Raw genomic sequence first — 25,275 nt, forward strand, 5'->3', positions numbered from 1 at the left:
ACCAATAAGGAAAAAATTATGTGTACAAAACATCAAGGTTGCCAATCTAGCAAAATCAAAACTGCGGTGCCGCTTGGTGCAAGCGAGTCATGCTGTGCGCCAGTAAAATCTTCGCTCAATATCTCTCAGGCCAGTGTTGATGTTTCTGAAAGCTCTTGCTGTAGTGGAGGAGGCTGCAGCGTTGACACAGGCGAGGAAGACGATCCCACAAGGGAGAGTAATTCCTCCGTTCGGAACGCTTGGCTTGTGTCAGGTATGGATTGCCCATCTTGTGCGCAAAAGCTTGAGAAAGCCATTACGTCTTTACAAGGCGTCAGCCAAGCCAAGGTTTTGTTTGCAACAGAAAAACTGGTCGTCGATTTTGATGGTCTAGAGCTGATAGCTACGATAGAGCAGACAGCCCAAAAAACGGGTTTCCCGCTCTCTTCACTTGATGCTCCAAAACCAAGCACTACAAAGAAAGGCTGGCTTGGCGTCATAAGAGACAACATCCAAATTCTCTCGATTGCTGGTGCAATGGCTACTGCGGCAGTAATTTCTAAGATCGACCCTCAAATAAGCGCTTGGTTATTCACTTTGACGTGTTTACTTGGTTTATACCCAATCGCGCTCAAAGCATTTAAGTTGGCGCGTAGCGGTACGCCTTTTGCGATTGAAACGTTAATGAGTGTAGCGGCGCTCGGCGCTTTATATTTAGGTGAAACCGCCGAAGCCGCAATGGTGTTATTGCTTTTCCTTATTGGTGAAAAGTTAGAAGCATATGCATCATCTCGCGCGCGAAGCGGTGTCCAGGCGTTAATGGACTTAGTCCCAGAAAATTCAATTTTAATTATTGATGGTGAACGCAAAGAAGTACCAGCTGCGCAGCTTAAACCAGGGGATATCATAGAAGTCGCACCCGGAGGTCGTTTGCCTGCCGACGGTGTTTTGCAAGATGCGCTTGCGAGTTTTGACGAAAGTGCGTTAACGGGAGAATCTGTTCCCGTTGAACATCAAACCGGTGGCAAAGTGATGGCCGGGGCTGTGGTTGTCGATAAAGTGGTTCGTTTACAGGTGACTTCCCGTCAGGGCGAGAATGCGATAGATCGAATTCTTCATTTGATTGAAGAAGCAGAATCCCGTAAGGCACCATTAGAACGCTTTCTTGATAAATTTAGCCGTTGGTATACGCCACTAATGATGTTGGTGTCTCTGATGGTTATCGTTACGCCGCCATTACTATTTGCCCAACCGTGGGAAACGTGGATCTATCGAGGACTCGCCCTGCTGTTGATTGCTTGTCCATGTGCATTAGTCATTTCAACGCCTGCGGCGATCACTTCTGGCTTGGCGGCAGCGGCTAAGCGGGGCGCATTGATCAAAGGTGGAGCGGCGCTTGAGTTGCTTGGCAAGGTTGAGTCTGTCGCATTTGATAAAACTGGGACACTGACGCAAGGTAAACCAGAAGTGACCGACGTCTTTGCTTTTGATATGGATGAAGACAAGTTACTTAGCCTAACTGCGTCAATCGAGGTTGGTTCAAGTCATCCTCTAGCGGTTTCTTTAGTTACCAAAGTGCAAGAGCAGGGGCTTACTATTCCTGAAGCGTTGGATAAAACCGCGCAAGTAGGCTCTGGTGTCACTGGTTACGTCGATGGAAAAATGGTCCAAGTGGTCACGCCTTCAAAGGCAGACTTTCCACTTTCTCAAGAAGCCAAAGAGCAAGTGGTTACGTTGGAACAACAAGGTAAAACGGTTGTCATTGTTCGTTACGATGACGAGGTCATTGGCGTGATCGCATGGCAAGATACATTGCGCTCAGATGCCCAGCAAGCCATCGCAATGTTGAAGGAACTTGGGGTCACGTCGGTGATGCTAACGGGTGACAACCCGAGAAGTGCAGAAGCAATGGCAAATAGAATAGGCTTGGATTATAAAGCGAGTTTGTTACCTGCAGACAAGGTGCATTACGTCGAGAAACTATCACAACAACATACCGTTGCGATGGTGGGAGACGGTATCAATGATGCTCCAGCCATGAAAGCTTCGAGCATTGGTATTGCGATGGGAGGCGGTACGGATGTTGCGCTCGAGACTGCTGATGCGGCGTTAACACACAACCGGTTGATTGAGCTACCTGCCATGATAGAACTGTCGCGTGCGACGCTAAGTAACATTCGTCAGAATGTCGCGTTAGCGCTAGGTTTGAAAGGTGTATTCTTAGTGACAAGTTTACTTGGTGTTACTGGGTTGTGGGTTGCTGTATTAGCCGACAGTGGTGCAACAGCACTGGTGACATTGAATGCGTTGAGATTACTTCGTTTTGAGTCCAAGCAGATTAAATAACTGACCTAACCATTGATCCCACTCATTAATAGCCCGAGGCATTCGTGTATCGGGCTTTTTTTAACCGTATTCACCTGATGCGATCAGACGTTTTTCTCGTCCTTGAAATCACGCATTGCTATGCAACAAAATGATCTAATGCCCCTTAAAGTGTGATCAATACCAGTTTTGTTTGAAATTTCATTTTCATTACATTTTGTCATTGTGATTGTGATCACTCTATGTTGGTGAAAGGTTCGCTACAGTGCATCTGTACCCAATAACTGATTAATGAGCTTATTGTTCATAAAATAAGCCACAATAAGGAGCGACTTATGTCTCAAGCTGTATTCCATTTAGGTATTACTGAAGCTGATCTTAATGGTGCGACTCTAGCGATCATTCCTGGTGACCCAGCGCGTGTTCAAAAAATCGCAGAACAAATGGAAAATCCAGTATTTCTAGCAAGCCATCGTGAATACACGCTATACCGTGCAGAGCTAGACGGTAAACCTGTTGTGGTTTGTTCTACAGGTATTGGTGGTCCTTCTACCTCTATCGCAGTTGAGGAATTGGCACAGCTTGGTGTTCGCACTTTCCTACGTGTTGGTACAACGGGTGCAATTCAACCGCATGTAAACGTGGGTGACATGATCGTAACGACGGGGTCAGTTCGTCTTGACGGTGCGAGCCTACACTTTGCTCCTATGGAATTCCCAGCAGTTGCTGACTTTGAAGTAGCAACCGCAATGAAAGCAGCGGTAGAAGAGTCTGGCGCTACGGTTCACATGGGTGTGACTGCATCAAGCGACACGTTCTACCCTGGTCAAGAACGTTACGATACGTTCTCTGGTCGTGTTGTTAAGCGTTTCCAAGGCTCTATGCAAGAATGGCAAGACATGGGCGTACTTAACTTCGAGATGGAGTCTGCAACACTGCTAACAATGTGTGCGAGCTCTGGTTTAAAAGCGGGTTGTGTGGCTGGTGTTATCATCAACCGTACACAAAAAGAGATTCCAGATCATTCAACTCTGAAAGAAACGGAAGCGCGTTCAATTAAAGTGGTTGTAGAAGCAGCGCGTAAAATGCTTTAAGCCGCTATAGTTGGCATTTAAACAAACAGAAAAAACCAGAGGCTAACCTCTGGTTTTTTTCTACTTATAGAAATGCGTACTGCTAAAATTTAGGTATGAAAAAGCAGCATTAATGCTGCTTTTTATCGTTGTGAATTTTAGCTTTCTTAATGGCACTAGATCTCGTCTGAACCGCCCGCGTCTTTAAACCAAGCAGTTAAGTGCGTTCTTAAATCTTTAAGCTCATCAGGGCCAATCAGGGCTAGCCCTAAGTCTTCAGCACGAGTAATGTCATTGTGACGAAGAGGACGGAAGCTCACCAACATTGCGCGCGCTTGTAAGCCACCTAATAGATCGCGAAGCGATTCTAACTTATATAAAGTATCGTCGCCGTCATCTCTCATGCCTTTGGTTTTGCACTCGATGATGTGCAGCTTGTTGTTTACAACTGTTGCGACATCTAACTCGTTGCGTACTTCACTTTCACCAAGTTTGCGATAAACCTGAACATTTAACGATCGATCTTGGATCGTTGGCATGGTGTCTTGGATTTGTTTCACAGTGCTGTGAACCAAAGTCTCTAACCACTCACCGTTTGAAAAGCGTCGAGCATCTTCATCTGCAAACGTTAAAATGCCATTCTCATAGGTGGCGATTTCTGCTTCTACTAAATCTGAAAGCAACATGTTGAGCTCACGGTAGCCCTGCTGTTTTTCGGAGAGCTCGACATCAAGCTTTTGTTCTTTGCGGCATGTGGTTGCAAGGTAGTTAAGTGTTGCTAGACCTGGCCCAAGCTCAAGCGCATTTGAGGCCCATCGTTCACCAAGTTCATACAATTTTTTATCAAGAAGAGGTGGTAAATCAACGTGGTGAAACTCGCCGCGTGCACCAAAGATAGTGAGGTAATCTGCAATCGTAATGTGATCTTCGACTTGGGTATCTTCTTTGCCATCAGGGTATAACCAACAAAGCTTATCGCTACTAGGCTCTACCACAAAAATTGGCCAGCGATAGGTACGGAAAACTTCGTACACCGACAACAAGCGATGACGAAGACCACAGCTCGCGTTCAATTTTACATCTTCGCCGCGTTCATGGAGGTCTTTTGCCAGTTTTTGAATTGCTTGTTTGATCAGAGATGTATTAACAGCGGATGGAATTTCAAAAAATTCAGAAGTAATTTCTCGTTGATCTAAAACGGCACTCAGTCGGTCAAATATATCTAACTGGCTCTTGTCTCCGATGAAGACGATATGTGTGCTTAGCGTACGATTATCTAATAGAGGAGTGACCAATCTCACTGGGTCTTGGTCGATAATACCAACATGAACAGCCATAGATTTTCCTTTTTATGAGGCCGCTCGAAAAGAGTTGTGCAAGGGGATGAGCTGGCCTTATTAATCATATGTAGACATGGCCGACAAAAAACAAGGGCGACTTAACAAAAAGTCGCCCTTATACAGTTGATTGCACTAATTAATGCTCTTAATTATAAAGTATTTATAACTTAAAGCGATGGACCAATTCATTTTGCTGATGAGCCAAGTGGGTCAGTGATTCACTGGTTTGTGCGATACTCGACATGGCTTGGAAACTTTCATCGGCGATGCTGTTAATATCTTCAATGCTGCGAGCAATGTCTGTTGATGTTTCACTTTGCTCTGCTGCTGCTTGTGAAATGTGCGTACTCATTTGGCTGATCTCAATGATTAGCGCCTGGATCTCTTCCATTGAGCTGTTCGCTTTTGACGCTTGCTCAACCGACATCTCCATATCGCTCATACAGCTTTGTATGACTTGGTTTGCCGATTGTGAGCTGGATTGCAGATTACTGATCATAGATTCAATTTCAGTGGTTGATTGAGTCGTTCTTGATGCGAGTACTCGTACTTCATCTGCCACTACCGCGAAGCCGCGACCTTGTTCACCAGCGCGAGCCGCTTCAATTGCCGCGTTCAATGCCAGTAGGTTGGTTTGCTCCGCAATGTTGCGGATCACATCAAGGATAGATCCAATTTGACCACTCATCTTTTGTAGCTCAGAAACTGCGGAGACCGATTCGTTCAAACGTGTTTCTAGTTGATTAATGGTTGAGATGTTACTGCTCATAACATTTCTGCCTTCTTCAGAGGCAGATTCGACGCGTTGCACCATTTCTAGCGAGCCTTGCGCACTTTGCGCGACTTCCTGCACTGAATGAGACATTTCTGTCATCGCGGTAGCGACGTTTGCCGTTTGTTCGCGTTGAGAGCTCAATTTAATTTGTGCTTGCGAAGAGGTGCGTTCGTTGGCTGTCGCGGTTGACGATAGGTTTTCTGACGCTTCGTTGAGTTTCACCAAGATCTCGTGAAGGTTGTCGGCGAGTGAGTTAATGTGTCCACTCACACGGCTGAATTCGTTGTTATAGCGAATATCGATACGCTGTGTCATATCACCTTCAGTCAGGCCTTCTAACACTTTTAGAATACGAGTCAACGGTTCGCGAACGCTTTGTGCGATGTGGTAGCCAATCGCTGTCGCGAGTAAAACGACAATAACGCCAATGATGATGGCTTTCGTTACACCCGCCGAATATATGTCACCTGCATCTGCCAATGATTCATTGAGCTTATCTGTTGCGGTTGTCGTGAATTGCTCAAGAATCGCCATGGTTGAATCCACTTTATTTGCTAGGTTGGCGATATTGTTATACAAAGCGGCGCGAGCATTGAGGTAATTATTATGTTGGTCTAACACACCGCCACGCATACCAACGTCGCGAGTAAATTGCTCTACAGATTCGCCAAATGCTTTTTCTAGCTCAGGAAGTTGAGTCACCAACCCGCGGAATGCGTAATTCAAGTGCGTTACTGCTTTGCGGTTTTTAGCTACGGCTTGCGTAACAAACTCAGGGTTGGAACTGGCGAGGGCATCAGAGGTAATTACTTCGGCATCTTTTAACTTGATAAAGTAGCTCTTTGCCATGACTTTGACAGAAATGCTGGTTTGATCTGCCACATATTCTTTAAGACCAACCGACAGTTCGGTATTCAGTTTTTGGAAGCGGCGTGAGGATTTTTGCACTTCTTCTTGAGCCGCGAACATTGCTTCGTAGTTGTCCATGGCCTCTAGAGCTTCTGTAAAATAGCTCTGCTCTAACGTTTTTAACTGTGAAAACGGTTCGGCAAGAGAAGGGTAGATTTGGCTTGCGGTTTTCAGTTGAGCCAATGTGGATTCGAAGCGCTGTTGAGATCTAGCAAATTCCTGACGCATTTCATCCATGCGTTGTTTATTCTCTGTCGTCAGGAAGTCTTTAAATGATTTGTCGGCAGAAAGCAGCTCAACACTGGTTTGATTAGATAACGATACCAACGGTAGGGATGATTTAGAAACCGTGCTAAATTTTCCGTGAATATCACTCATTCCTCCCATCATAATGGCAATTGTGACGGCAAATAGGATGATGATCAGTGCAAAGCCGGCATACATCCTTTTAATAACTGAACCTCGCATAAGTGAGCTTCCTCTCCCAAAAATAGACAAGCTACCCAAGTATTTTTGAATTTACTTGGGTATAAAAATAATAATTGTCTTAAAAAAGTAACAAAATTCATTGGATTGTATTCAGTTTGTGACGCGCATTTTATGACGCACACGACAAAAAAAGCCTCGTTAATTAGCATTTGATTAATAATGTTAAGTGAACACTGTTTTTATTGAGCTCCGCTTTTGGTTGGCGCATACTAATTGGGGTCTAATTACGTTTATAAAATGGAGTCCTCATGGCGGAAGAAACGATCTTTAGTAAAATTATTCGCAAGGAAATCCCTGCCGATATCCTTTATCAAGATGATTTGGTGACTGCGTTTCGCGACATTAACCCTCGCACACCAAGCCATATTCTCATTATTCCGAATAAACTGATCCCAACAACGAATGATGTAGAAGCTGAAGATGAAGCAATGATGGGGCGTTTGTTCACTGTTGCTAGAAAGTTAGCGAAAGAAGAAGGTATTGCTGAAGACGGCTATCGCCTGATCGTTAATTGTAATCCACATGGTGGCCAAGAGGTTTACCATATTCACATGCACCTACTAGGCGGCCGCCCTCTAGGTCCAATGGTATTGAGCTAAGCTTTTAAAAGTGGGTGGCGATTCACCCGCTTCTTTTTCCTGTCGAATGACACATTTGTGGAGATAAATGTGAAACTAGGTGTAAAGCTGTTAGGGCTGATGAGCTGGGCTTTAATGGCCTCTGGCTGCGCGAATTTATCTGCGGGCAATCTGTTTAGCCATTACAGCAACCAGAATCAAGAAGTTTATCAAGCCGTTGTTGCAGGGGAATATGACAAAGCAAAACAACTTCAATCAAGTGAAGTGGGTGGCGAGATACTTGGCAATTTTGAAAAAGGTCGTATCTCTTTTCTTGCTGAAGATTACCCGACAAGTTTGAATGCGCTAGAAAGCAGCGATCGTGCCGTACGTGTCCAACAAGATCGAGCGACGATATCTGTGTCAGACACGGCAACGAGCGTCGGCTCTCTCGCAGTGAACGACAATCTCCAAGATTATCATCCCGCCGATTACGAACTTGGCTTTTTGCACCTGTATCTAGGACTAAATTACTTACAGAAAAACGATTTAGAAGGGGCACTAGTTGAAGTGCGTCGAGCTAATCAAGTTCAGGAAGCAGCAAGAAAGGCGCGTGAAAAAGAGCTAAAAGCAGCAGAGAAAGACCTTAACAAGCAAGGCATGTCTGCCAATTTAGGCAGTGTGTTAGCGAACTACCCTGATGCTGGTAAAAAACTAAGCGCGGTACAAAATGGTTATCTGTTCTATCTTTCTGGCTTGTTATATGAAGCGTCGCGAGACTTAAACAGTGCTTATGTTGATTACCGACGAGCACTCGCTGTAATGCCAGACAACAAGCAAGTTGTGGAAAGCACCTTATACGCTGCTAAGAAGCTGGGCATGCGTGAAGACTTGCGCATGCTAGAGAAGCGGTATGGCAAAGCACCTTCTGGATTAACTCAGTCACAAGGGCGAGTCATCGTTATTGATGAGCAGGGTGTTGTTGAGGCGATGAAAGGGTGGCGTATTGATTTACCGATTTACGACAGTCGCGATAATGGCGCGATTTATTCGTTGGCGCTTCCTTATTATCAGAACCGAGGTGCTCAACGTTTTAGCGATGTTGTTTTAAATGGTCAGGTATTGCCTTCCAGTACGCTGACTGATGTTAATGCGATGGCGCAAAACGATCTTAATGAACGTCTTACTACAATAGTGATCCGTCAAGCTCTTCGTGTTTGGGCAAAAGATCGAATCCGAAAAGAGGCGGCGAAAAAAGGCGATGATGTGGGCAACATACTTTTCAATGTATGGAACACATTGACCGAACAGCCAGATACAAGAAGTTGGCAAACATTGCCAGCGCAAGTGAAAACGGCTTCAAAAATCGTGAAACCGGGAACACAAAGTTTAAACTTGGGTGATCAAACCTATCAGTTTGAAGTGCCTGCACAGCAGACTACATTGGTATGGGTATCTCGTCAGGGAGCACACTCAACCGTGTGGCATAAACAGCTAGGGAGACTGTAATGAAAGCATGGCTTGTTTGTTTAGCAATGGCTATTGGTTTAGTTGGATGCGCCGAAAACACGGCTGGTATTCGAATTGATGGCCAAACGCAAAAAGTATTTTTTAATGATAACGTTTTAGGTAGTCGCTTATTAGTTGACAACATCACCACCACTTACGTTGATGATCGCCCACGAGGAGTCGTGCAGCTGAGTAGCAATTACAAAGGTGATCAGCACATTCTTTACCGATTTTATTGGTATGACAACAATGGTTTAGAAGTGAATACCAAACCTGGTCCGTGGCGAAAAATGATTGTGCGAGGATTTGAGCAAGTCACGTTATCTGAAGTTACTGTGAATCCAAATGGCACAAAATTCCGTGTGCAAATTAGAGAAGCACAAGACGATTAATCTTAACGGCTCTGCCGAAGCTGCCGCGCTAACGATGCGCTGGTATTGAAAAACTAAGGAACTCTCATGAAAAAAAGTATTATTGCTCTTTTAGGTCTTGCCGTCATTTTAGGTGGCTGTTCTAACAAAGTCTCTTACGGCGATGCGCAAGCAACAGAAACCACGACTATCGATTTTGGCTCAACAGATTTACAAAAAATCGCGGCTGAAATGGTGGATAGCATGATGATGTCGGGCTCTGTAGCAGCAATTACTCGTGACCAACGTCCTATCGTTTTTGTTGAGCGAATTAAGAACAAAACCAGTGAACATATTGACACTGAATCCATTACTGACACGATCTCTACTAAGATGTTGAACTCAGGTAAGTTCCGTTTTGTTGATATGGATCGTGTTGAGTCTGTGCGTGAACAACTTAACTTCCAAAACACGGATGAGCTTGTTAACCAAAGCACAGCTATCCAATTTGGTAAAATGGTTGGTGCTCAATACATGCTTTACGGCAACCTATCTAGCATTGTGAAAAATGCAGGTAGCGATAAAGATGTATACTACAAGATGACCATGCGCCTAATGGACCTAGAAACAGGTTTGATTGAGTGGGCGGATGAAACTGAAATTCGTAAAGCGCAATCTAAGAGCCTATTCGGTCTTTAATCGAACAGGGTGGAGAAGTCATCAATGGCATGGTTTTCTTGGCAACAAGCAAAACAGTTAGATCCGAGTCTTAATGCTCTCGATGGCTTCTTTACGGAGCCTCCGGTAAAAGTACAAACTGTTACCGGGGGGCTAACCAACCGCTGTTGGCGGTTAGAATCTTCTCAAGGCCTTGCATACATCTGGCGACCGACCAGTCATGTCTGCAAGGCTTTTTCAATTTCTCGTCACAGTGAATATCAAGTGCTGAATGCAGTCTCTTCATTGGAAATTGGCCCCAAGCCAGTTTTTATTCATGAGCAAGGGTTGCTGGTGGAATGGATAGAAGGAGAGGCTCTGACGGAGTCAGGCTTAGCACTAAGCGATTTATTATCCATTGCGGCGAAGATTCATCAATATCCGATAAGCGCAATTCCTTTGGTTCCATTTTCATATATTTCTCGCATCGATCATTATTGGCTTGAGCTTGATGGTCAGTATGTGGGTACGGAGTTTGATGCTTTGTACATGAAGTGGCGCACGGAACCGAACGTTGAACCTGTTCCACTTGCCCTATGTCACTTCGATCTGGGGTGTTATAACCTAGTGCGAGGAGAGAATGGGGTGAAAGTCATTGATTGGGAGTATGCCGGGATTGCTGACCCTAGGCTTGATTTGACCTTAACTATTCAGGTCGCGAATTCGCCTGTGGAAGAAGCGGTAAAGCAGTATTGCCAAATTCGAGGTATCGAAGATGTGTCTCTTTGGCTGAGAGGTGTACATGCTTGGCAACCAAGAACCTTGGTGATGGCGATGCTCTGGTATCTACTTGCCTATAAATTGTGGGGAAATGAACAATACTTAAACAGTGCGTATGAGTTGAAAGGCTCATTGTGTATGGAAGATCACTGTTTTGAGAACTCGTGATATTTTCCCCTTTAACAGTAAGGAAATAGTGGTAGTTTTAATAAAAGTACCAGATACACACAGGGAGAGGTACAGATGATTATTTACTTACACGGCTTTGACAGCACAAGCCCGGGTAACCACGAAAAAGTTCTTCAACTGCAATTTATCGACGACGACGTTCGTTTTATCAATTACAGCACCCTTCACCCAAAGCACGACATGCAACACTTGTTAAAAGAAGTGTCTAAAGTTATCGATCAATCTGATGACCCAAACCCGTTAATCTGTGGGGTAGGTTTAGGTGGTTACTGGTCTGAGCGAATTGGTTTTCTATGCGGTATCAAGCAAGTGATGTTCAACCCGAACTTGCACCCAGAAAAAACGATGGCTGGTCGAATCGATCGCCCAGAAGAGTATGAAGATATCGCAACAAAATGTGTTGATCAGTTCCGAGCGAAAAATCAAGCGCACTGCTTAGTGATTCTCTCTAAAGATGATGAAGTGCATGACAATTCGAAAACGGCAGCTGAGTTAGAAAAACACTATCAAATCATTTGGGATGAAACTCAGTCTCATAAGTTCAAAAAAATCTCTCATCATTTACAAGCGATAAAGGCATTTAAAAATACTTACTAATGTTGAGTGTAGACAGTAAAGCGGCGTTTTTATCGGCTGCTTTGCTGCGATTCCTTCTCTTGAGTATGCCGAGCCACTGTCTCTTTGAAAGGCACATTTTCTTGGTTTAACGCTTTGAATATTGTGTTCTCCTTACCGTTTTCTTACTTCGCTCCTATGTAGCACGAACACCTTGTTGTAGAGTAGTCGAAAAGTAGTCAATCCGTACTCGTTACACGGATTTTGGTTGCCTTCAAAGTTGGTCTCTATATAATGAACCGGACTAAAATAATTTGATAAATATCAAAAAAAATTGAGAGCGAGTAATAAACTTGCCCAAAAAATTCTGGCGTCGTATGCGTACCAGATAAACATGCCAAACCCTGACAAGTCATTGATAGATAAAGAATCAAGGTGAGTGGCAGTTTTTTAATCCAAGTAATTGAGACACCTCTAAGAACCAAGAATTCATCGGTTGGATGGATGCCACAAATGTTTGTGAGTCATGCATCGAGCTGAACCCCATATATTCATTTTTGTAGAGGAAAATCATTGTGACACGCATTATCGTTGTAGGCGGCGGTGCAGGTGGTCTTGAGTTGGCAACTAAGCTTGGTCGAACTCTAGGTCGCAAAAACCGTGCGCAAATTACGCTAGTCGATCGAAAAGCGAGCCACTTGTGGAAGCCATTATTGCATGAGGTTGCTACAGGTTCTTTGGACGAAGGAGTAGATGCACTGAGCTATCGAGCTCATGCAAAAAACCACAGCTTCGACTTCCAAATGGGTAGTCTTCAAGACATCGACCGTGAACGTAAAGTGATCATCTTAAGTGAGCTTAAAGACGAACACGGTGAACTTCTTATGCCAAGCCGTGAGCTAGAATACGACATTCTAGTGATGGCAATTGGCTCGACATCAAACGACTTCAACACGCCTGGCGTTCGTGAAAACTGTATTTTCCTAGACAGCCCTGAGCAAGCACACCGTTTCCGTACAGAAATGAACAACGAGTTCCTAAAGCTGCACGCGAAAAACGGTAACGGTACGGTCGATATTGCTATTGTTGGTGCTGGTGCAACTGGCGTTGAACTATCAGCTGAGTTACATAATGCTGTTAAAGAGCTGCGCACTTATGGCTTCGGTGATCTTGATTCTAGCAAGTTGAACGTCAATCTGATTGAAGCAGGTGAGCGTATTTTACCAGCGTTACCTCCACGTATTTCTTCTGCTGCTCATCAAGAGTTGGTGAAGTTGGGCGTAAACGTGCGCACCGCCACTATGGTGACTAAAGCTGAAAAAGATGGCCTTACTACAAAAGATGGTGAGAAGATCCCAGCTCAAATCATGGTTTGGGCTGCGGGTATCAAAGCTCCAGACTTTATTAAAGATATCGCTGGCTTAGAAACGAACCGTATCAATCAGCTTGTAGTGAAAAACACACTACAGACAACACGAGATGATGACATCTTTGTTATTGGTGACTTAGCACAATGCACCCAGTCTGACGGTTCGTTCGTGCCGCCACGCGCTCAAGCTGCACACCAAATGGCAAGCCAGGCATTTAGTAACATCGTCGCGAAGATCAACGGGCGCGAGTTGAAAGACTACGTATATAAAGATCACGGTTCATTAGTGTCTCTAAGTCGCTTCTCAACCGTTGGTAGTCTGATGGGGAACCTAACTAAAGGGTCGATGATGGTAGAAGGCCGTATTGCTCGTGTCGTTTACATCTCATTGTATCGCATGCACCTAATGGCGTTGCACGGTGTATTCAAAACCGGTCTGATGATGCTCGTCGGCCGCATTAATCGCGTGCTGCGTCCAAACCTTAAGCTGCACTAAGGTTTTAAATCCACTCTGTGTGGATGTGTTGTATCTTAAAAAATGCAGAAGCCACCGCAAGTCGGTGGCTTTTTTTTATGTTAGATCTGTCGGTAAAAGTGAGAACACAACGCCATCTTTAGGCTTACCCTGAAAAATAAACCGGTTTCTGGCGATGGCTTCTTTTTGTGCACCGACGGACTCAATTAAGGCTTGGCTAGCTTCGTTGTCGGGGTCACAAACAATCTCTAGTCGAGTTAAACTTAGCTTTGCGAAGCAGAATTCTGCTAAGGCTTTAACGGCTTCTTGGGCATAGCCTTGCCGTTGATAGCGGTCGGCAACCCAGTAACCAATACTCGCCATATTAAACGTATGATATAACTCATTAACCGCTGCCATTCCAACCAAAGTGTTACTTTGCCGCTCATAGATACCGAAACCAAAAGCCTCAGTTTTGACCCAGTTAAGACGGGTTGCCAACAGAAAGTCCTGCGCGGTTTTCAATGTGACGTTTTTATCACACCAGTCAAGCCATTGGTGCAGCGAAGGGGATTCTGCAAGTAATCGTTGTAGTGAATGTGCTTCTTCAGCAGGGATGAGCTTGAGCGCTAAGCGGGGCGCAATGATTTCAAAGTCTGGACTCATGAACTAATACGACTTCCATGTTGAGTGTAAGTAAATTGAAAGCTGTCTATTTATACTTGAACGCAGCTATTTTCCTTGCTCTGCGTTGGTTAGGAATAACTGAGGTATAGCAGATAAAAACAAAGCGCAGCTTTGCTGCGCTTTGTCGAACTGCTCGTGCTTATCGAACCCGACGAACTTGAATGATCATACCCATCAACGGGTTATCTAGGTAATGAGTCTCGCTGCTACGCATACGACGTTTTTGATCCATTCGATAACTCTTCAGGAATTTCTCTTCGGTTACTGTCGGCGATATTTCTGCCAAGTTACCGACTTGGACGTTACCATCGACTTCACCTAAGTCATCCGCCAATTGCTCAGTTGAGGTTGGTTCAAAACGCACCTCTCTAACACTTGGTTCGCGCAGATCTAGTGTTGTTTCGGCGAAGAGGTAATGCTGTACGTATATTTGGAATCGACCATCTAGTTCATATAAAGGACCATTGACCGTCTCTTCACTGTAACCGTCGCTGGAAAATGTTTGATTGCCATTGATTGGGCGGCCATCTGCTTGATAAGAATCAGAGAAATCTCGCCCGCCAACGATGCGGAAAATTGGGGCGCTAGATTTACCTCGGTCACCTTGACGCCAGGCTACGTGTTTAAGCACTTTAAAGCCGGCATGATTATTTAGTGCCGCTTCTTGCGCGTTGAGACGGAAAGAAGAACTTGGCAAAAGTGTCACGCCTTTAGAGCGGCGGTAGGATTCACTCTCTAGGCTACCGACATTTTCCATATCGATTTTTGGCAGTTGATTCGGCCAAGATTCTGTTGTGCTTTCAGCGTCGACTGCTCGCTTGAAAATGATCACTTCAATATCAAATTGGCGCTGTGCCCAAGAGGGCATTGAGACACATAGAAGCAATAACGGGATCAGTATTCTCATTCGACTATTAGCTCGTTGGTAATAAATTCTGTTTAAAATCATTCAGTAAGTCTTGAACAAACTGAATGCGTTTACGTCGGTCCACCAATGGTACGCTAAACTTGAACTTAGTTGGACCTTCCATTGCAAATTTTTGCGGCTGTGATTGCAGCAGTTTAACTAAATACGCTGGATTTATGTCAGCATCAGGGTAAAACTCGATAAATCCACCTTTATCATGGGCTTCTATCTTTTTCGCTTTTAAACTACCGGCCGAAATTTTCAATTCTGAGACGGCAAGTAAGTTCTTTGTTGCGTCTGGAAGCAAACCAAAGCGATCAATCAGCTCCACTTTTAGCTCTGATAGTTCATCACTGCTTGTGACACTCGCAATGCGTTTGTACATCGACAGTCGTGTGTTTACATCCGGAATGTAATCATCTGGTAAGAGCGCTGGGATTCGCATTTCCACTTCAGTTTGCTCACGAAGCAGCTCATCCAAAGATGGCTCCTTGCCTTCTTTTAATGCTTGCACTGCTTGTTCCAGCATTTCCATATAAAGTGTAAAACCAACGGATTGAATTTGCCCACTTTGCTCATCACCAAGCAGCTCACCAGCACCACGGATTTCTAAATCGTGGGTTGCTAACGTAAAGCCAGCACCTAAGTCTTCCAGTGAAGCAATCGCATCAAGACGCTTGATGGCATCTTTGGTCATGGCTTTTGGATGTGGCGTTAATAAGTAAGCATAGGCCTGATGGTGTGAACGTCCAACACGGCCACGTAATTGATGCAACTGCGCCAAGCCAAGATTGTCCGCACGATCCATGATTATGGTATTTGCCGTTGGTACGTCGATACCGGTTTCGATGATGGTTGTACACACCAACACATTAAAGCGCTGATGGTAGAAGTCATTCATGATTCGCTCAAGTTCGCGCTCGCGCATTTGACCATGAGCCACGGTAATGCGTGCCTCTGGAATGAGTTTCTGTAAGTCTTCTGCCGTTTTTTCAATGGTTTCAACCTGATTGTGCAGGAAGTAAACCTGACCACCACGCATAATTTCACGCAGTACCGCTTCACGGACCACTGGCTCTTCTTTTTGTCGAACAAAGGTTTTAATGGCTAAACGGCGTGCAGGAGGTGTCGCGATGATCGACAGGTCTCGCATGCCACTCATTGCCATATTCAGTGTGCGTGGAATTGGTGTTGCGGTGAGGGTAAGAATGTCCACATCCGCACGCATTGCTTTGACTTTTTCTTTTTGACGAACCCCAAAGCGGTGTTCCTCATCAACGATCAACAAACCTAAATCTTTGAATTTAATGTCGCTCGAAAGCAGCTTATGCGTACCAACGACAATATCGACTTTACCATCGGCAACGTCTTGCAGAATGACTTTTTGTTCTTTGGCAGATTTAAAACGAGACAGTACTTCAACTCGGATTGGTAAGTTGGCAAAACGGTCACGGAAGTTTTCGAAATGCTGCTGAGCAAGCAAGGTTGTTGGTACGAGTACGGCGACCTGTTTACTGTTATCCGTTGCGACAAATGCTGCGCGCATAGCGACTTCCGTTTTACCAAAGCCCACGTCACCACACACTAAGCGATCCATCGCTTTTGCCTGGCACATGTCTGACAATACGGCATTGATGGCCATCGCTTGGTCATCTGTTTCTTCAAACGGGAATGTTGCTTTAAATGTTGCGTATTGCCCACGATCTAGCTCAAATTTGAAGCCAGGTTTTAATTCTCGTTTAGCATACACATCCAGCAATTCTGCTGCGACATCACGCACTTTTTCTGCCGCTTTACGACGTGCTTTTGCCCACGCTTCACCACCTAATTTATGCAGTGGCGCACTCTCTTCAGCGCCGCCAGAATAACGGCTGATAAGATTCAGTGATGAAACTGGCACGTAGAGCTTGGCATCGTTTTGATACTCAAGGGTGACGTATTCCGTTTTCATGCCACCGGCTTCAAGTGTTTGTAAACCGATGTAGCGGCCAATACCGTGATCAATATGAACCACAGGTTGACCGGGTTTTAGTTCCGCAAGATGGCGAATAACGGTGTCACTGTTGACGGCTTTTTTATCTTTGCGGCGTCGCTGGATAACACGGTCACCGAGTAGATCACTTTCACAGATCAGAGCGAAGCTCAGCTCTTCGTGAATGAAACCATGCTCTGCTGCGCCTAAGATCAAGCTGAATCGATCACCCGAGTCTAGAGCTTGGTAAAGTGAGCCATGTACGACCGGCCGAACTTTGATGCCTTGCAACAGCTCCGTTAGTGCTTCACGACGACCTTCTGACTCTACCGAGAAAACGATTTTTCCGCTGAATTGCTCACTGAACTGACGAAGGCGCGAGAGCGGCTCTTTATTTTGTTGCTGAACGCCAAGCTCGGCTAACGATTGTACGGGTAGGTTTTGACGACCGGCACGCTTAACCACTTTATCTAGGCTCAATTGAGTGATAGGGAGCTGTTTTAGTTGACTGAAAAGTTCGTCTTTTTTCAACCAAAGCTGTTCAGGAGTCAAAAGAGGGCGCAACGGATCAACTTTTTTCTGGTCGTATCGATATTCGACATCGGTTAAGAAAGTATCGACCGCAGATTCGATATCACCATATGTGATGACTTGAGAGTCTTCTGGCAAATATTCAAATAAAGTCTCGGTATGGTCAAAAAACAGCGGCTGCCAATACTCAATACCAGCGGGCCACGTGCCTTTGGTCACTTGCATGTAGATTGATTCAGGCTCGCGGCGTGCGTCGAACTGGGTGCGCCAACGTGTACGGAAATCTTCAATCGCTTCTTTAGTGGTTGGGAACTCATGTGCAGGCAGCAATTGGATTTGCTGAATATCGTCGATAGAGCGTTGGTTCTCTGGATCAAATGTGCGAATGGTATCTATTTCATCATCAAAGAAGTCGATGCGGTACGGGTCATTGCTGCCCATAGGAAAGAGATCCAGAATAGACCCACGACTTGCATATTCACCTGGCCCAAATACTTGATCTACATGGCGGTAGCCTGAATTTTCAAGTTGTACACGTAACTTCTCTAGCGAGATTCGATCACCAGTTTTCACCATTAAAGTGTGTTGCAACAAAAAATCACGTGGCGATTGGCGTTGCAATACTGTACTGACCGGGACGATGGTTATGCCATCACGTTGACTTGGCAGTTGGTATAGGCGTGCGATACGTTCAGAGATGATTTCTTGATGCGGAGAAAAGTTATCGTAAGGCAGCGTTTCCCAGTCGGGGAACAGGCTTACCGTTTGGTCGGTGAATTGCTCAATCTCTGCCTGAAGCTTTAAAGCAATTTGCGGGTCAGGCACAACGAGTAGCGAGTGACTCGAATGCTGCTTGGCTAGCTCTGCAATGGCTAGAGGTAGAGCTGCGCCCGGCAAATTACCTAGCTGTTTTTTGTCGCCACGCTCTGAAGGGTTGGTGACGGAAAGAATCGTTGCTTTTGTCATAGGAATTATTTTTTATCTCGCTCCATCGAGCGCTGACGTAAAAGTTTTTGTTGTTGATACAGTGCCGCCTTTATCAGTAAATCTTGATCAGATTCTCGGAGCATCTTGTATCTAAGCGTGATAATGAAATCTTGCTCTGAAGCATCACATTCTTCTACTTGAGCGTAACAGTAAATCGCCGCAGCAGGGTGATCGAGGAACAGTTTAACACGAACGAGTTGTTGAGTAGTTAACGCTGTACCTGAGCGGAAACTGAGTTGACTAGCACCGAACTGCGTCGTTTGATAGCGAATGGAGGCGTCATCTTGTTGTGAAAGCATAAAGCTCAACAAGAGGTTAAGTTTCGCGTTTTGCGTATCAAGCAAGTTGATCACATGCTTTAACTCTTTGTTTTTCAGCTCTAGACGCGCGTTGTCTGCCAACATATCTAAGTGACTAAATTCACTGGCGACAATAAATGGTGCTGGAATTTCGGAGACAAACGTTTCTTCATCTGGCAAAGCAAAGTCCTCACTTAACGTTTCGACGTTGATGGTGAGGTTATGATGGACGGTAAAGTATTCTTGCTCTGTCATATAGTCGATCCTTTTGCCAGTGAGCGCTCCCTGTTCACTCAACAAACAAAGAGAAATAGGGCACTGATTATCGCTAACTGAATGAAGTTATCAAGTTTAGCCGATTTGTCCTTGAACTTTTTGCCCTAAATACAGACTTATTGCATGTCGTTGACAAATTTAGCGATTCTCTTGTCTTCTTAATGAGAAGAGTAAGGTAAGATAATCCGCTAAAGCTTTATATCAAAACAACCAGTTGGTTTGTCTTATATGTATCATCCTATCTCATTGTTTATTGGCTTAAGGTATCTTCGGGGACGCTCTGGAGATAGGTTCAGCCGATTTGTTTCTTATATGTCGACGGCGGGTATTACGATCGGTGTAATGGCGTTGGTGACGGTTCTTTCTGTGATGAACGGGTTTGAATCGCAGTTAAAAGAACGCATTTTAGGTGTGCTACCTCATGCCGTTGTTTCGCAACACGATGGAAAAACGCCTATGACCGAGTCTGCTCCTCCATTTGTTCAAGCGATGTCGAGTGAATCTCAGCCGGAGCCTATCGTTAGAGGAGAGGCTGTTATTCAGAGTTCTGCACAGCTGACGGCTGGTTACCTCATCGGTATTGAACCTAAGAAAGGCGATCCGATTAGCAACCATTTGATTGCCGGACGATTATCGTCACTTCATGCAGGTGACTACAATGTATTTTTGGGTCACAGTTTGGCGCGTTCACTAAAGGTCTCAATCGGGGATAAAGTACGCTTGATGGTGACCAACGCGACGCAGTTTACCCCACTTGGTCGTATTCCTAGCCAGCGAAACTTTACTGTCTCAGGCATTTTCAATACGGGATCGGACGTTGATGGTCAATTAATGATTGTGAACATGACGGATGCATCTAAGCTGATGCGTTTCCCTAAAGACACGGTTTCTGGTTGGCGTGTCTTTTTCTCTGACCCATTTATGGTGACGGATTTTGCTGACCAACCCATGCCTGATGGATGGGAATGGAGTGATTGGCGCGAACAGCGTGGTGAGCTTTTCCAAGCGGTGAAAATGGAAAAGAACATGATGGGACTTATGCTAGGTCTAATTGTGGGTGTCGCTGCATTCAATATTATCTCCGCTTTAATCATGGTGGTAATGGAGAAGCAATCAGAAGTCGCAATATTGAAAACTCAAGGCATGACTCAATCTCAAGTGATGACCATTTTCATGGTGCAAGGTGCAAGCAGTGGTGTAATTGGCGCGATTGTTGGTGGCGCTGCGGGCGTGATCTTGTCACTTAATCTAAATGCGATTCTTGAATCTGCTGGTGTGGCGCTATTCAGCTTTGGTGGTCATCTACCCATCTTGATTGATTCACTGCAAATTCTTTTAGTGGTGGTGTTGGCGATTGCTCTTAGCCTTGCTGCTACGCTTTATCCTTCTTATCGAGCATCTTCTGTTAAACCTGCTGAGGCACTTCGCTATGAATAAGCTATTAGAATGTCGTGATATTCGTAAAGTCTACCGAGAGGGTTCGTTAGATACGGAAGTGTTGAAAGGCGTAAGTTTCGATATCGACAAAGGGGAGTTGGTTTCTATTGTTGGCTCTTCTGGTTCGGGAAAAAGTACCTTATTGCATATTTTAGGTGCGTTAGATGACGCAACTCATGGTGAAGTTGATTTTCTAGGGCAAAACCTATCAGCTTTGAGCTCGAACAAACAGGCGGCATTACGCAACAAGCACCTTGGTTTTGTATACCAGTTTCATCACTTGTTGGCTGACTTTACTGCGCTTGAAAATGTGGCGATGCCACTGATGATTGGCGGTGCTAAAGTAGCGGATGCAAAACAGGCGGCTAAAGCGCTGTTAGATAAAGTTGGTTTGAGTCATCGGATGCAACATAGACCCTCCGAGTTATCGGGCGGTGAGCGTCAGCGTGTTGCGATTGCGCGTGCATTGGTGAATAAACCTGATCTGGTCTTGGCTGATGAACCTACGGGGAACTTAGATCACAATACGGCACTGTCTATCTATGATTTGATGCGCGAGCTCAATAAAGAGTCAAACATTGCATTTTTGGTTGTCACGCATGACAAAGAGCTGGCAGCAAAAATGGATCGTCAAATGCACATGCAAGATGGTTTGCTCGTAGATCGTTTTGTGACTGATACAGCATCTGCGGAGGGCTAGTTTTGTTTACCTCTTTAGCTTTGATGATTGGTGGTCGCTTCAGTCGAGCGAAAAAGCGCAACAAGATGGTGTCTTTCATATCGCTTTCTTCGACTATTGGTATTGCGGTTGGCGTTGCTGTGATCATTATCGGTTTGTCTGCAATGAATGGCTTTGAGCGCGAGCTGCAATCGCGTGTGTTGTCTGTGATCCCACACGGCGAGTTAGAAGGTGTTAATGGACCACTTCATGACTACACCAAAACGATGAATCAAGCTCTAAAACATGAACATGTTGTTGCGGCAGCACCGTACGTTCGTTTTACGGGCTTGGCAGAAAAAGGCAGTAAGCTAAAAGCGATAGAAGTTCGTGGTGTAGAGCCTACTTTCGAGCAAGCGGTGTCGAGCTTATCGAATTTTATTGACCAAGAAGCTTGGCAAAACTTTTATGCCGGTCAGCAGCAAGTGATCTTAGGACGAGGTGTAGCAAACGAGCTAAATGTCGCCGTGGGGGATTACGTTACGTTGATGATTCCGCAAACAGGCGGCGCAAATAAAGTGCAGGCTCCTAAGCGAGTGCGCGTGAAGGTGTCAGGGTTCTTAACATTGAATGGCCAAATCGACCACTCTCTAGCGTTAGTACCATTAGCGGATGCTCAGCAATACGCGAGATTAGGGGAAGGGGTCACTGGCATTTCACTAAAAACTGACGATGTTCTCAATGCGCCTTCTATTGTTCGCGAGGTTGGTAGCATGATTGATGTTTATGTGTATTTGAAAAGCTGGCAGCAAAAGTTTGGTTTTTTGTATCGCGATATTCAGCTCGTGCGCACCATTATGTACTTGGTGATGGTACTGGTGATTGGCGTGGCATGTTTTAATATTGTGTCTACGTTGATGATGGCAGTGAAAGACCGAGCGGCGGAAATCGCAATTTTGCGAACAATGGGAGCAAAAGATAGCCTAATCAAACGGATCTTTGTTTGGCAAGGTGTATTCTCTGGTGTATTTGGCAGTCTCGTCGGCAGTGTTATCGGTGTCTTAGTGGCGTTAAACCTGACTCCGTTAATTAAAGGGTTAGAGAGCTTAATTGGTCATCAGTTTTTATCGGGCGATATTTACTTCGTCGACTTCTTACCATCACAACTACACTGGCCAGATGTGGCATTGGTGTCAGTGACGGCGATAGTGCTTAGTTTACTTGCGACGTGGTATCCTGCTTCTCGTGCCGCAAGGTTGAATCCGGCGGCTGTACTGAGTTCTAAATAGCTGATTGTTTTACAATATGCGAAAAACAAAAAGGACCGAATTCGGTCCTTTTTTGTATTTATCCGACTTGAGTAACATCGCGTTTCATTCTAACTGTTAGATGCCCCTCAACTGATAGCTCAAATGCTGATTTTTACGCAGTAAGGTCTTATCTTATTTTGCGTTTTTGCCAGCTCCGTACCACTGAGTAGCGCCAAAGCCCTCGAATTCCGAAGTAGCCAATAATCGCGGATACAACCCCACAAATTGCGCAGCCCAATAGAAATGGAGGTCCAATGGTACTCATTTGCTGCATGATGAATTCCCACGATAGTTCAAAGTGAAAAGGTTGCGGGGGAAGACGCATCACTAGAGCACCTAGCTTGTACGCAAAGTAAAATAGCACAGGCATAGTGATAGGGTTGCTGATCCATACCAAAGCGACGGAGAGGGGCAGATTGACACCCAACATAATGGCCAAGCCAGCGGCCATGATCATTTGGCTCGGCAGCGGAACAAAAGCCATAAATAACCCGACAGCAAAAGCCCCTGATGCCGAGCGGCGGTTTAAGCACCACAAGTTCGGGTTGTACAACACATTGCCGAAGACCTTCAATGCTTTTTGGCGTTTGATCAATTCATGATCTGGCATGAAGCGTTTTATCAGCTTTCTAGGCATAGGACAGCATGACTCTCTCAGAAAAAAGTTGGACCTTGGCGTTATTTGTAGCGAGCGTAATCTCGTCAGCTTGGTGGCCGACAATACCAGATTGGCGTTGGTTGCTGCTGGGAATAATAACCACTGGCTCAATAATCAAATTACGTCGTGGCTTAATTAGCATAGGCGCAATTGCGGGCTTTATGGTTGTCATCGTCCACGGCAATGTATTGGAGTCTCAGAGACAAGCCCTTTTTCAAGCAGGGGAGAATATTACCATAATTGGTAAAGTTGACAGCCCTTTTACGCAAATAAGTCACGGTTATGAAGGTATTGTCGCTATAGAAGCGGTAAATTCTCAAACTCTGTTACCTTTTCTTAAACCTAAAATCCGTCTTATTACGCCTTTTCCACTCGATGTTAACAGTGAGTTTACGACATCCATCTCGTTAAAGCCGATTACAGGTCTACGCAACGAAGCTGGCTTTGATGCTGAAAAGCACGCGATGGGTAAAAATATTATCGCCCGAGCGGTTGTCAACAAAGACGCTAAGTGGATTGTTCGTTCTAATGTATCTCTGCGTCAATCCATTATTGCCGATGTCGCTGATGATGTGTCTTCCCTTCATCATTTCTCGTTAATAAGTGCGTTAGTTTTTGCTGACCGTTCTTGGTTGTCTAAGGAAGATTGGCAAGCGCTCAGGGACAGTGGTTTACTGCATTTGGTCTCCATTTCTGGTTTACATATTGGTATGGCGTTTACTTTTGGGCTAGTCGTGGGCGGTACCGTTCGTTATCTATTACCCCAATACCAGTTGTTACCTAGCTTATATGGGCTGATCTTCGCTGTTGCCTACGCTTGGTTAGCGGATTTCTCTCTGCCTACTACGCGAGCAGTGTCGGTATGCGTTGTTTACGTTCTCCTGAAGTATACTCTGGTGCACTGGACTTCTTGGCGAGTTCTTTTGCTTGCAGTATCTCTACAACTGCTTGTCCAACCTTTTGCATCCTACAGTATGAGCTTTTGGTTATCGTACCTCTCCGTTTGTGCGGTATTGTTCGCAATTAATTTGATTCGACATCAAAGGGGAGGTTGGAAAGAGCGATTAAAAGCGTTATTGCTTACTCAATTGATGTTGAGCGCTTTAATCGTACCTGTTAGTGGCCATTTCTTCTCCGGTTTTAGTTTGTCCTCAATAGCCTACAACTTGGTATTTATTCCTTGGTTCGGATTTATCGTTGTACCTTTGATGTTTCTAGCCCTGTTCTCATCTTTGTTTCTTGAAGTGATAGCGAAGCCTCTGTGGCATTCGGTGGACTGGTCATTACAGCCATTGAGCACGTCAATACAGTACGCAATAGGTTCTTGGCAACCTATTAGCATGGAAATGACAATGCTGGTTATGGCGATAGTGGTTTGCTTAATATTTCAACGGTTCATGTCTCAGTACGCGTGGTATTTGTTACTCGGCATCGTTATTAGTATCAAGCTTGCATCGGAGTATGAACCGCATTGGCGTATCGATGTATTAGATGTAGGTCATGGCCTTGCAGTGGTTGTAGAAAAAGACGACAAGGTGTTGCTGTATGACACTGGTAAAGCATGGCAAAGCGGCAGTATCGCAGAGCAGGTCGTCACTCCGGTTTTGCATCAACGAGGTTATGAAAGCATAGATACACTGATTCTAAGCCATTTCGATAATGATCACGCAGGCGGCCGCTTTTTCATTGAAGATGCCTTTTCTCCACAGCGTAAACTTAGTAGTCAATTCTTTATCGGATATGAGCCTTGCACTAGAGGTGACCAATGGAAATGGCAAGGATTAAACATGGAAGTGCTCTGGCCTCCTGCACTTGTTCAACGTGCGTATAATCCGCACTCCTGTGTATTACGACTTACTGACCCTATTTCTAACTTTAGTATGCTTTTTACTGGTGATATTGAGGCCATTAGCGAGTGGATTTTGCTTAGAGAACCCGGAAAGTTACAAAGCGATGTGGTGCTAGTCCCTCACCACGGGAGTAAAAGTTCATCGAATCCTCGATTTATCGAGGCGGTGAGCCCGAGTGTGGCGGTTGCTTCTTTAGCAAAAAACAATCGATGGGGAATGCCAGCGGAAAGTGTCGTTGCTTCATACCGAAAGCTTGGCATTACTTGGCTTGATACTGGTGAGGGTGGTCAGGTAAGCTTCTTTATTCACCGTGATAATTGGCGCTCAGAAACCAAACGTAGCGATACATTTGAGCCTTGGTATAGGCAGATGCTGCGTAAGGGAGTAGAATGA

20 protein-coding genes are annotated in these 25,275 nt (G+C 45.0%); 13 read left to right on the forward strand and 7 right to left on the reverse strand.

The annotated features are described in order from the left end of the window. The first annotated feature begins 18 nt into the window (after nt 1–18). Both N646_RS00140 and udp read left to right on the forward strand, forming a co-directional pair. On the forward strand, nt 19–2,325 hold the full coding sequence (locus tag N646_RS00140) for a zinc/cadmium/mercury/lead-transporting ATPase (protein WP_017820006.1): 2,307 nt from the start codon (nt 19–21) through the stop codon (nt 2,323–2,325). 314 nt (nt 2,326–2,639) lie between these two features. Next, the gene (gene udp, locus N646_RS00145; protein WP_017820007.1) at nt 2,640–3,398 is read left to right on the forward strand and encodes a uridine phosphorylase; all 759 of its coding nucleotides are present in this window, start codon (nt 2,640–2,642) and stop codon (nt 3,396–3,398) included. 155 nt (nt 3,399–3,553) lie between these two features. Here udp and N646_RS00150 read toward each other — a convergent pair whose 3' ends face one another. Beyond that, complete coding sequence (locus tag N646_RS00150; protein ID WP_017820008.1) at nt 3,554–4,714, reverse strand: DUF1887 family protein; 1,161 nt, start codon at nt 4,712–4,714, stop codon at nt 3,554–3,556. 163 nt (nt 4,715–4,877) lie between these two features. Then, the gene (locus N646_RS00155; RefSeq protein WP_017820009.1) at nt 4,878–6,869 is read right to left on the reverse strand and encodes a methyl-accepting chemotaxis protein; all 1,992 of its coding nucleotides are present in this window, start codon (nt 6,867–6,869) and stop codon (nt 4,878–4,880) included. Between the two features lie 269 nt (nt 6,870–7,138). Between N646_RS00155 and hinT the strand changes: the two genes are divergently transcribed. From hinT to N646_RS00190, 7 genes are all read left to right on the forward strand, one after another. Beyond that, entirely contained in the window at nt 7,139–7,489 is a 351-nt protein-coding gene (gene hinT / locus N646_RS00160; RefSeq protein WP_005378473.1) for a purine nucleoside phosphoramidase, read from the forward strand. A 69-nt stretch (nt 7,490–7,558) separates the two neighbouring features. After that, the gene (locus N646_RS00165; RefSeq protein WP_017820010.1) at nt 7,559–8,956 is read left to right on the forward strand and encodes a COG3014 family protein; all 1,398 of its coding nucleotides are present in this window, start codon (nt 7,559–7,561) and stop codon (nt 8,954–8,956) included. Then, complete coding sequence (locus N646_RS00170; RefSeq protein WP_005378469.1) at nt 8,956–9,348, forward strand: YcfL family protein; 393 nt, start codon at nt 8,956–8,958, stop codon at nt 9,346–9,348. The genes N646_RS00165 and N646_RS00170 overlap by 1 nt, the downstream gene beginning before the upstream one ends. A gap of 66 nt (nt 9,349–9,414) precedes the next feature. Next, the gene (gene lpoB, locus N646_RS00175) at nt 9,415–10,005 is read left to right on the forward strand and encodes a penicillin-binding protein activator LpoB (RefSeq protein WP_005378467.1); all 591 of its coding nucleotides are present in this window, start codon (nt 9,415–9,417) and stop codon (nt 10,003–10,005) included. 24 nt (nt 10,006–10,029) lie between these two features. Further along, nucleotides 10,030–10,911 (forward strand): thiamine kinase, encoded by an 882-nt coding sequence (gene thiK / locus N646_RS00180; RefSeq protein WP_017820011.1) that lies wholly within the window; start codon nt 10,030–10,032, stop codon nt 10,909–10,911. 75 nt (nt 10,912–10,986) lie between these two features. After that, nucleotides 10,987–11,529: an alpha/beta hydrolase YcfP gene (ycfP, locus tag N646_RS00185; RefSeq protein WP_005378464.1), complete on the forward strand. Its 543-nt coding sequence runs from the start codon at nt 10,987–10,989 to the stop codon at nt 11,527–11,529. Between the two features lie 533 nt (nt 11,530–12,062). Next, on the forward strand, nt 12,063–13,352 hold the full coding sequence (locus tag N646_RS00190) for an NAD(P)/FAD-dependent oxidoreductase (protein WP_005378463.1): 1,290 nt from the start codon (nt 12,063–12,065) through the stop codon (nt 13,350–13,352). Nucleotides 13,353–13,427: 75 nt separating this feature from the next. On the opposite strand, the gene N646_RS00195 is transcribed toward N646_RS00190, so the two are convergent. The 4 genes from N646_RS00195 to N646_RS00210 form a co-directional block, all read right to left on the reverse strand. Beyond that, nucleotides 13,428–13,976 (reverse strand): GNAT family N-acetyltransferase, encoded by a 549-nt coding sequence (locus N646_RS00195; RefSeq protein WP_005387823.1) that lies wholly within the window; start codon nt 13,974–13,976, stop codon nt 13,428–13,430. 160 nt (nt 13,977–14,136) lie between these two features. Further along, entirely contained in the window at nt 14,137–14,904 is a 768-nt protein-coding gene (locus N646_RS00200; RefSeq protein ID WP_021707672.1) for a peptidoglycan binding protein CsiV, read from the reverse strand. 7 nt (nt 14,905–14,911) lie between these two features. Then, nucleotides 14,912–18,373: a transcription-repair coupling factor gene (gene mfd, locus N646_RS00205; protein ID WP_017820013.1), complete on the reverse strand. Its 3,462-nt coding sequence runs from the start codon at nt 18,371–18,373 to the stop codon at nt 14,912–14,914. A gap of 5 nt (nt 18,374–18,378) precedes the next feature. Beyond that, the gene (locus N646_RS00210) at nt 18,379–18,948 is read right to left on the reverse strand and encodes a hypothetical protein (RefSeq protein ID WP_017820014.1); all 570 of its coding nucleotides are present in this window, start codon (nt 18,946–18,948) and stop codon (nt 18,379–18,381) included. A gap of 249 nt (nt 18,949–19,197) precedes the next feature. Here N646_RS00210 and lolC point away from each other — a divergent pair, with 249 nt between their 5' ends. From lolC to lolE, 3 genes are read left to right on the forward strand one after another with little or no spacing between them, the layout of a single operon-like run. Continuing rightward, entirely contained in the window at nt 19,198–20,406 is a 1,209-nt protein-coding gene (gene lolC, locus N646_RS00215; RefSeq protein ID WP_017820015.1) for a lipoprotein-releasing ABC transporter permease subunit LolC, read from the forward strand. Then, on the forward strand, nt 20,399–21,106 hold the full coding sequence (gene lolD, locus N646_RS00220; protein WP_005378457.1) for a lipoprotein-releasing ABC transporter ATP-binding protein LolD: 708 nt from the start codon (nt 20,399–20,401) through the stop codon (nt 21,104–21,106). Before lolC ends, lolD begins: the two co-directional genes overlap by 8 nt. Before the next feature lie 2 nt (nt 21,107–21,108). Next, nucleotides 21,109–22,353, forward strand: a complete 1,245-nt coding sequence (lolE, locus tag N646_RS00225; protein WP_017820016.1) for a lipoprotein-releasing ABC transporter permease subunit LolE — start codon at nt 21,109–21,111, stop codon at nt 22,351–22,353. Between the two features lie 148 nt (nt 22,354–22,501). Here the strand turns inward: lolE and N646_RS00230 are convergent, their stop codons facing one another. Beyond that, nucleotides 22,502–23,011 (reverse strand): DUF2062 domain-containing protein, encoded by a 510-nt coding sequence (locus N646_RS00230; protein WP_005387834.1) that lies wholly within the window; start codon nt 23,009–23,011, stop codon nt 22,502–22,504. 8 nt (nt 23,012–23,019) lie between these two features. On the opposite strand from N646_RS00230, the gene N646_RS00235 reads away from it, so the two are divergent. After that, nucleotides 23,020–25,275 carry a DNA internalization-related competence protein ComEC/Rec2 gene (locus N646_RS00235; RefSeq protein WP_017820017.1) on the forward strand — a complete coding sequence of 752 codons (2,256 nt, stop codon included), beginning with the start codon at nt 23,020–23,022 and terminating at the stop codon, nt 25,273–25,275.

It is taken from the genome of Vibrio alginolyticus NBRC 15630 = ATCC 17749, from assembly GCF_000354175.2.
GTDB classification, from domain to species: Bacteria; Pseudomonadota; Gammaproteobacteria; order Enterobacterales; family Vibrionaceae; genus Vibrio; species Vibrio alginolyticus.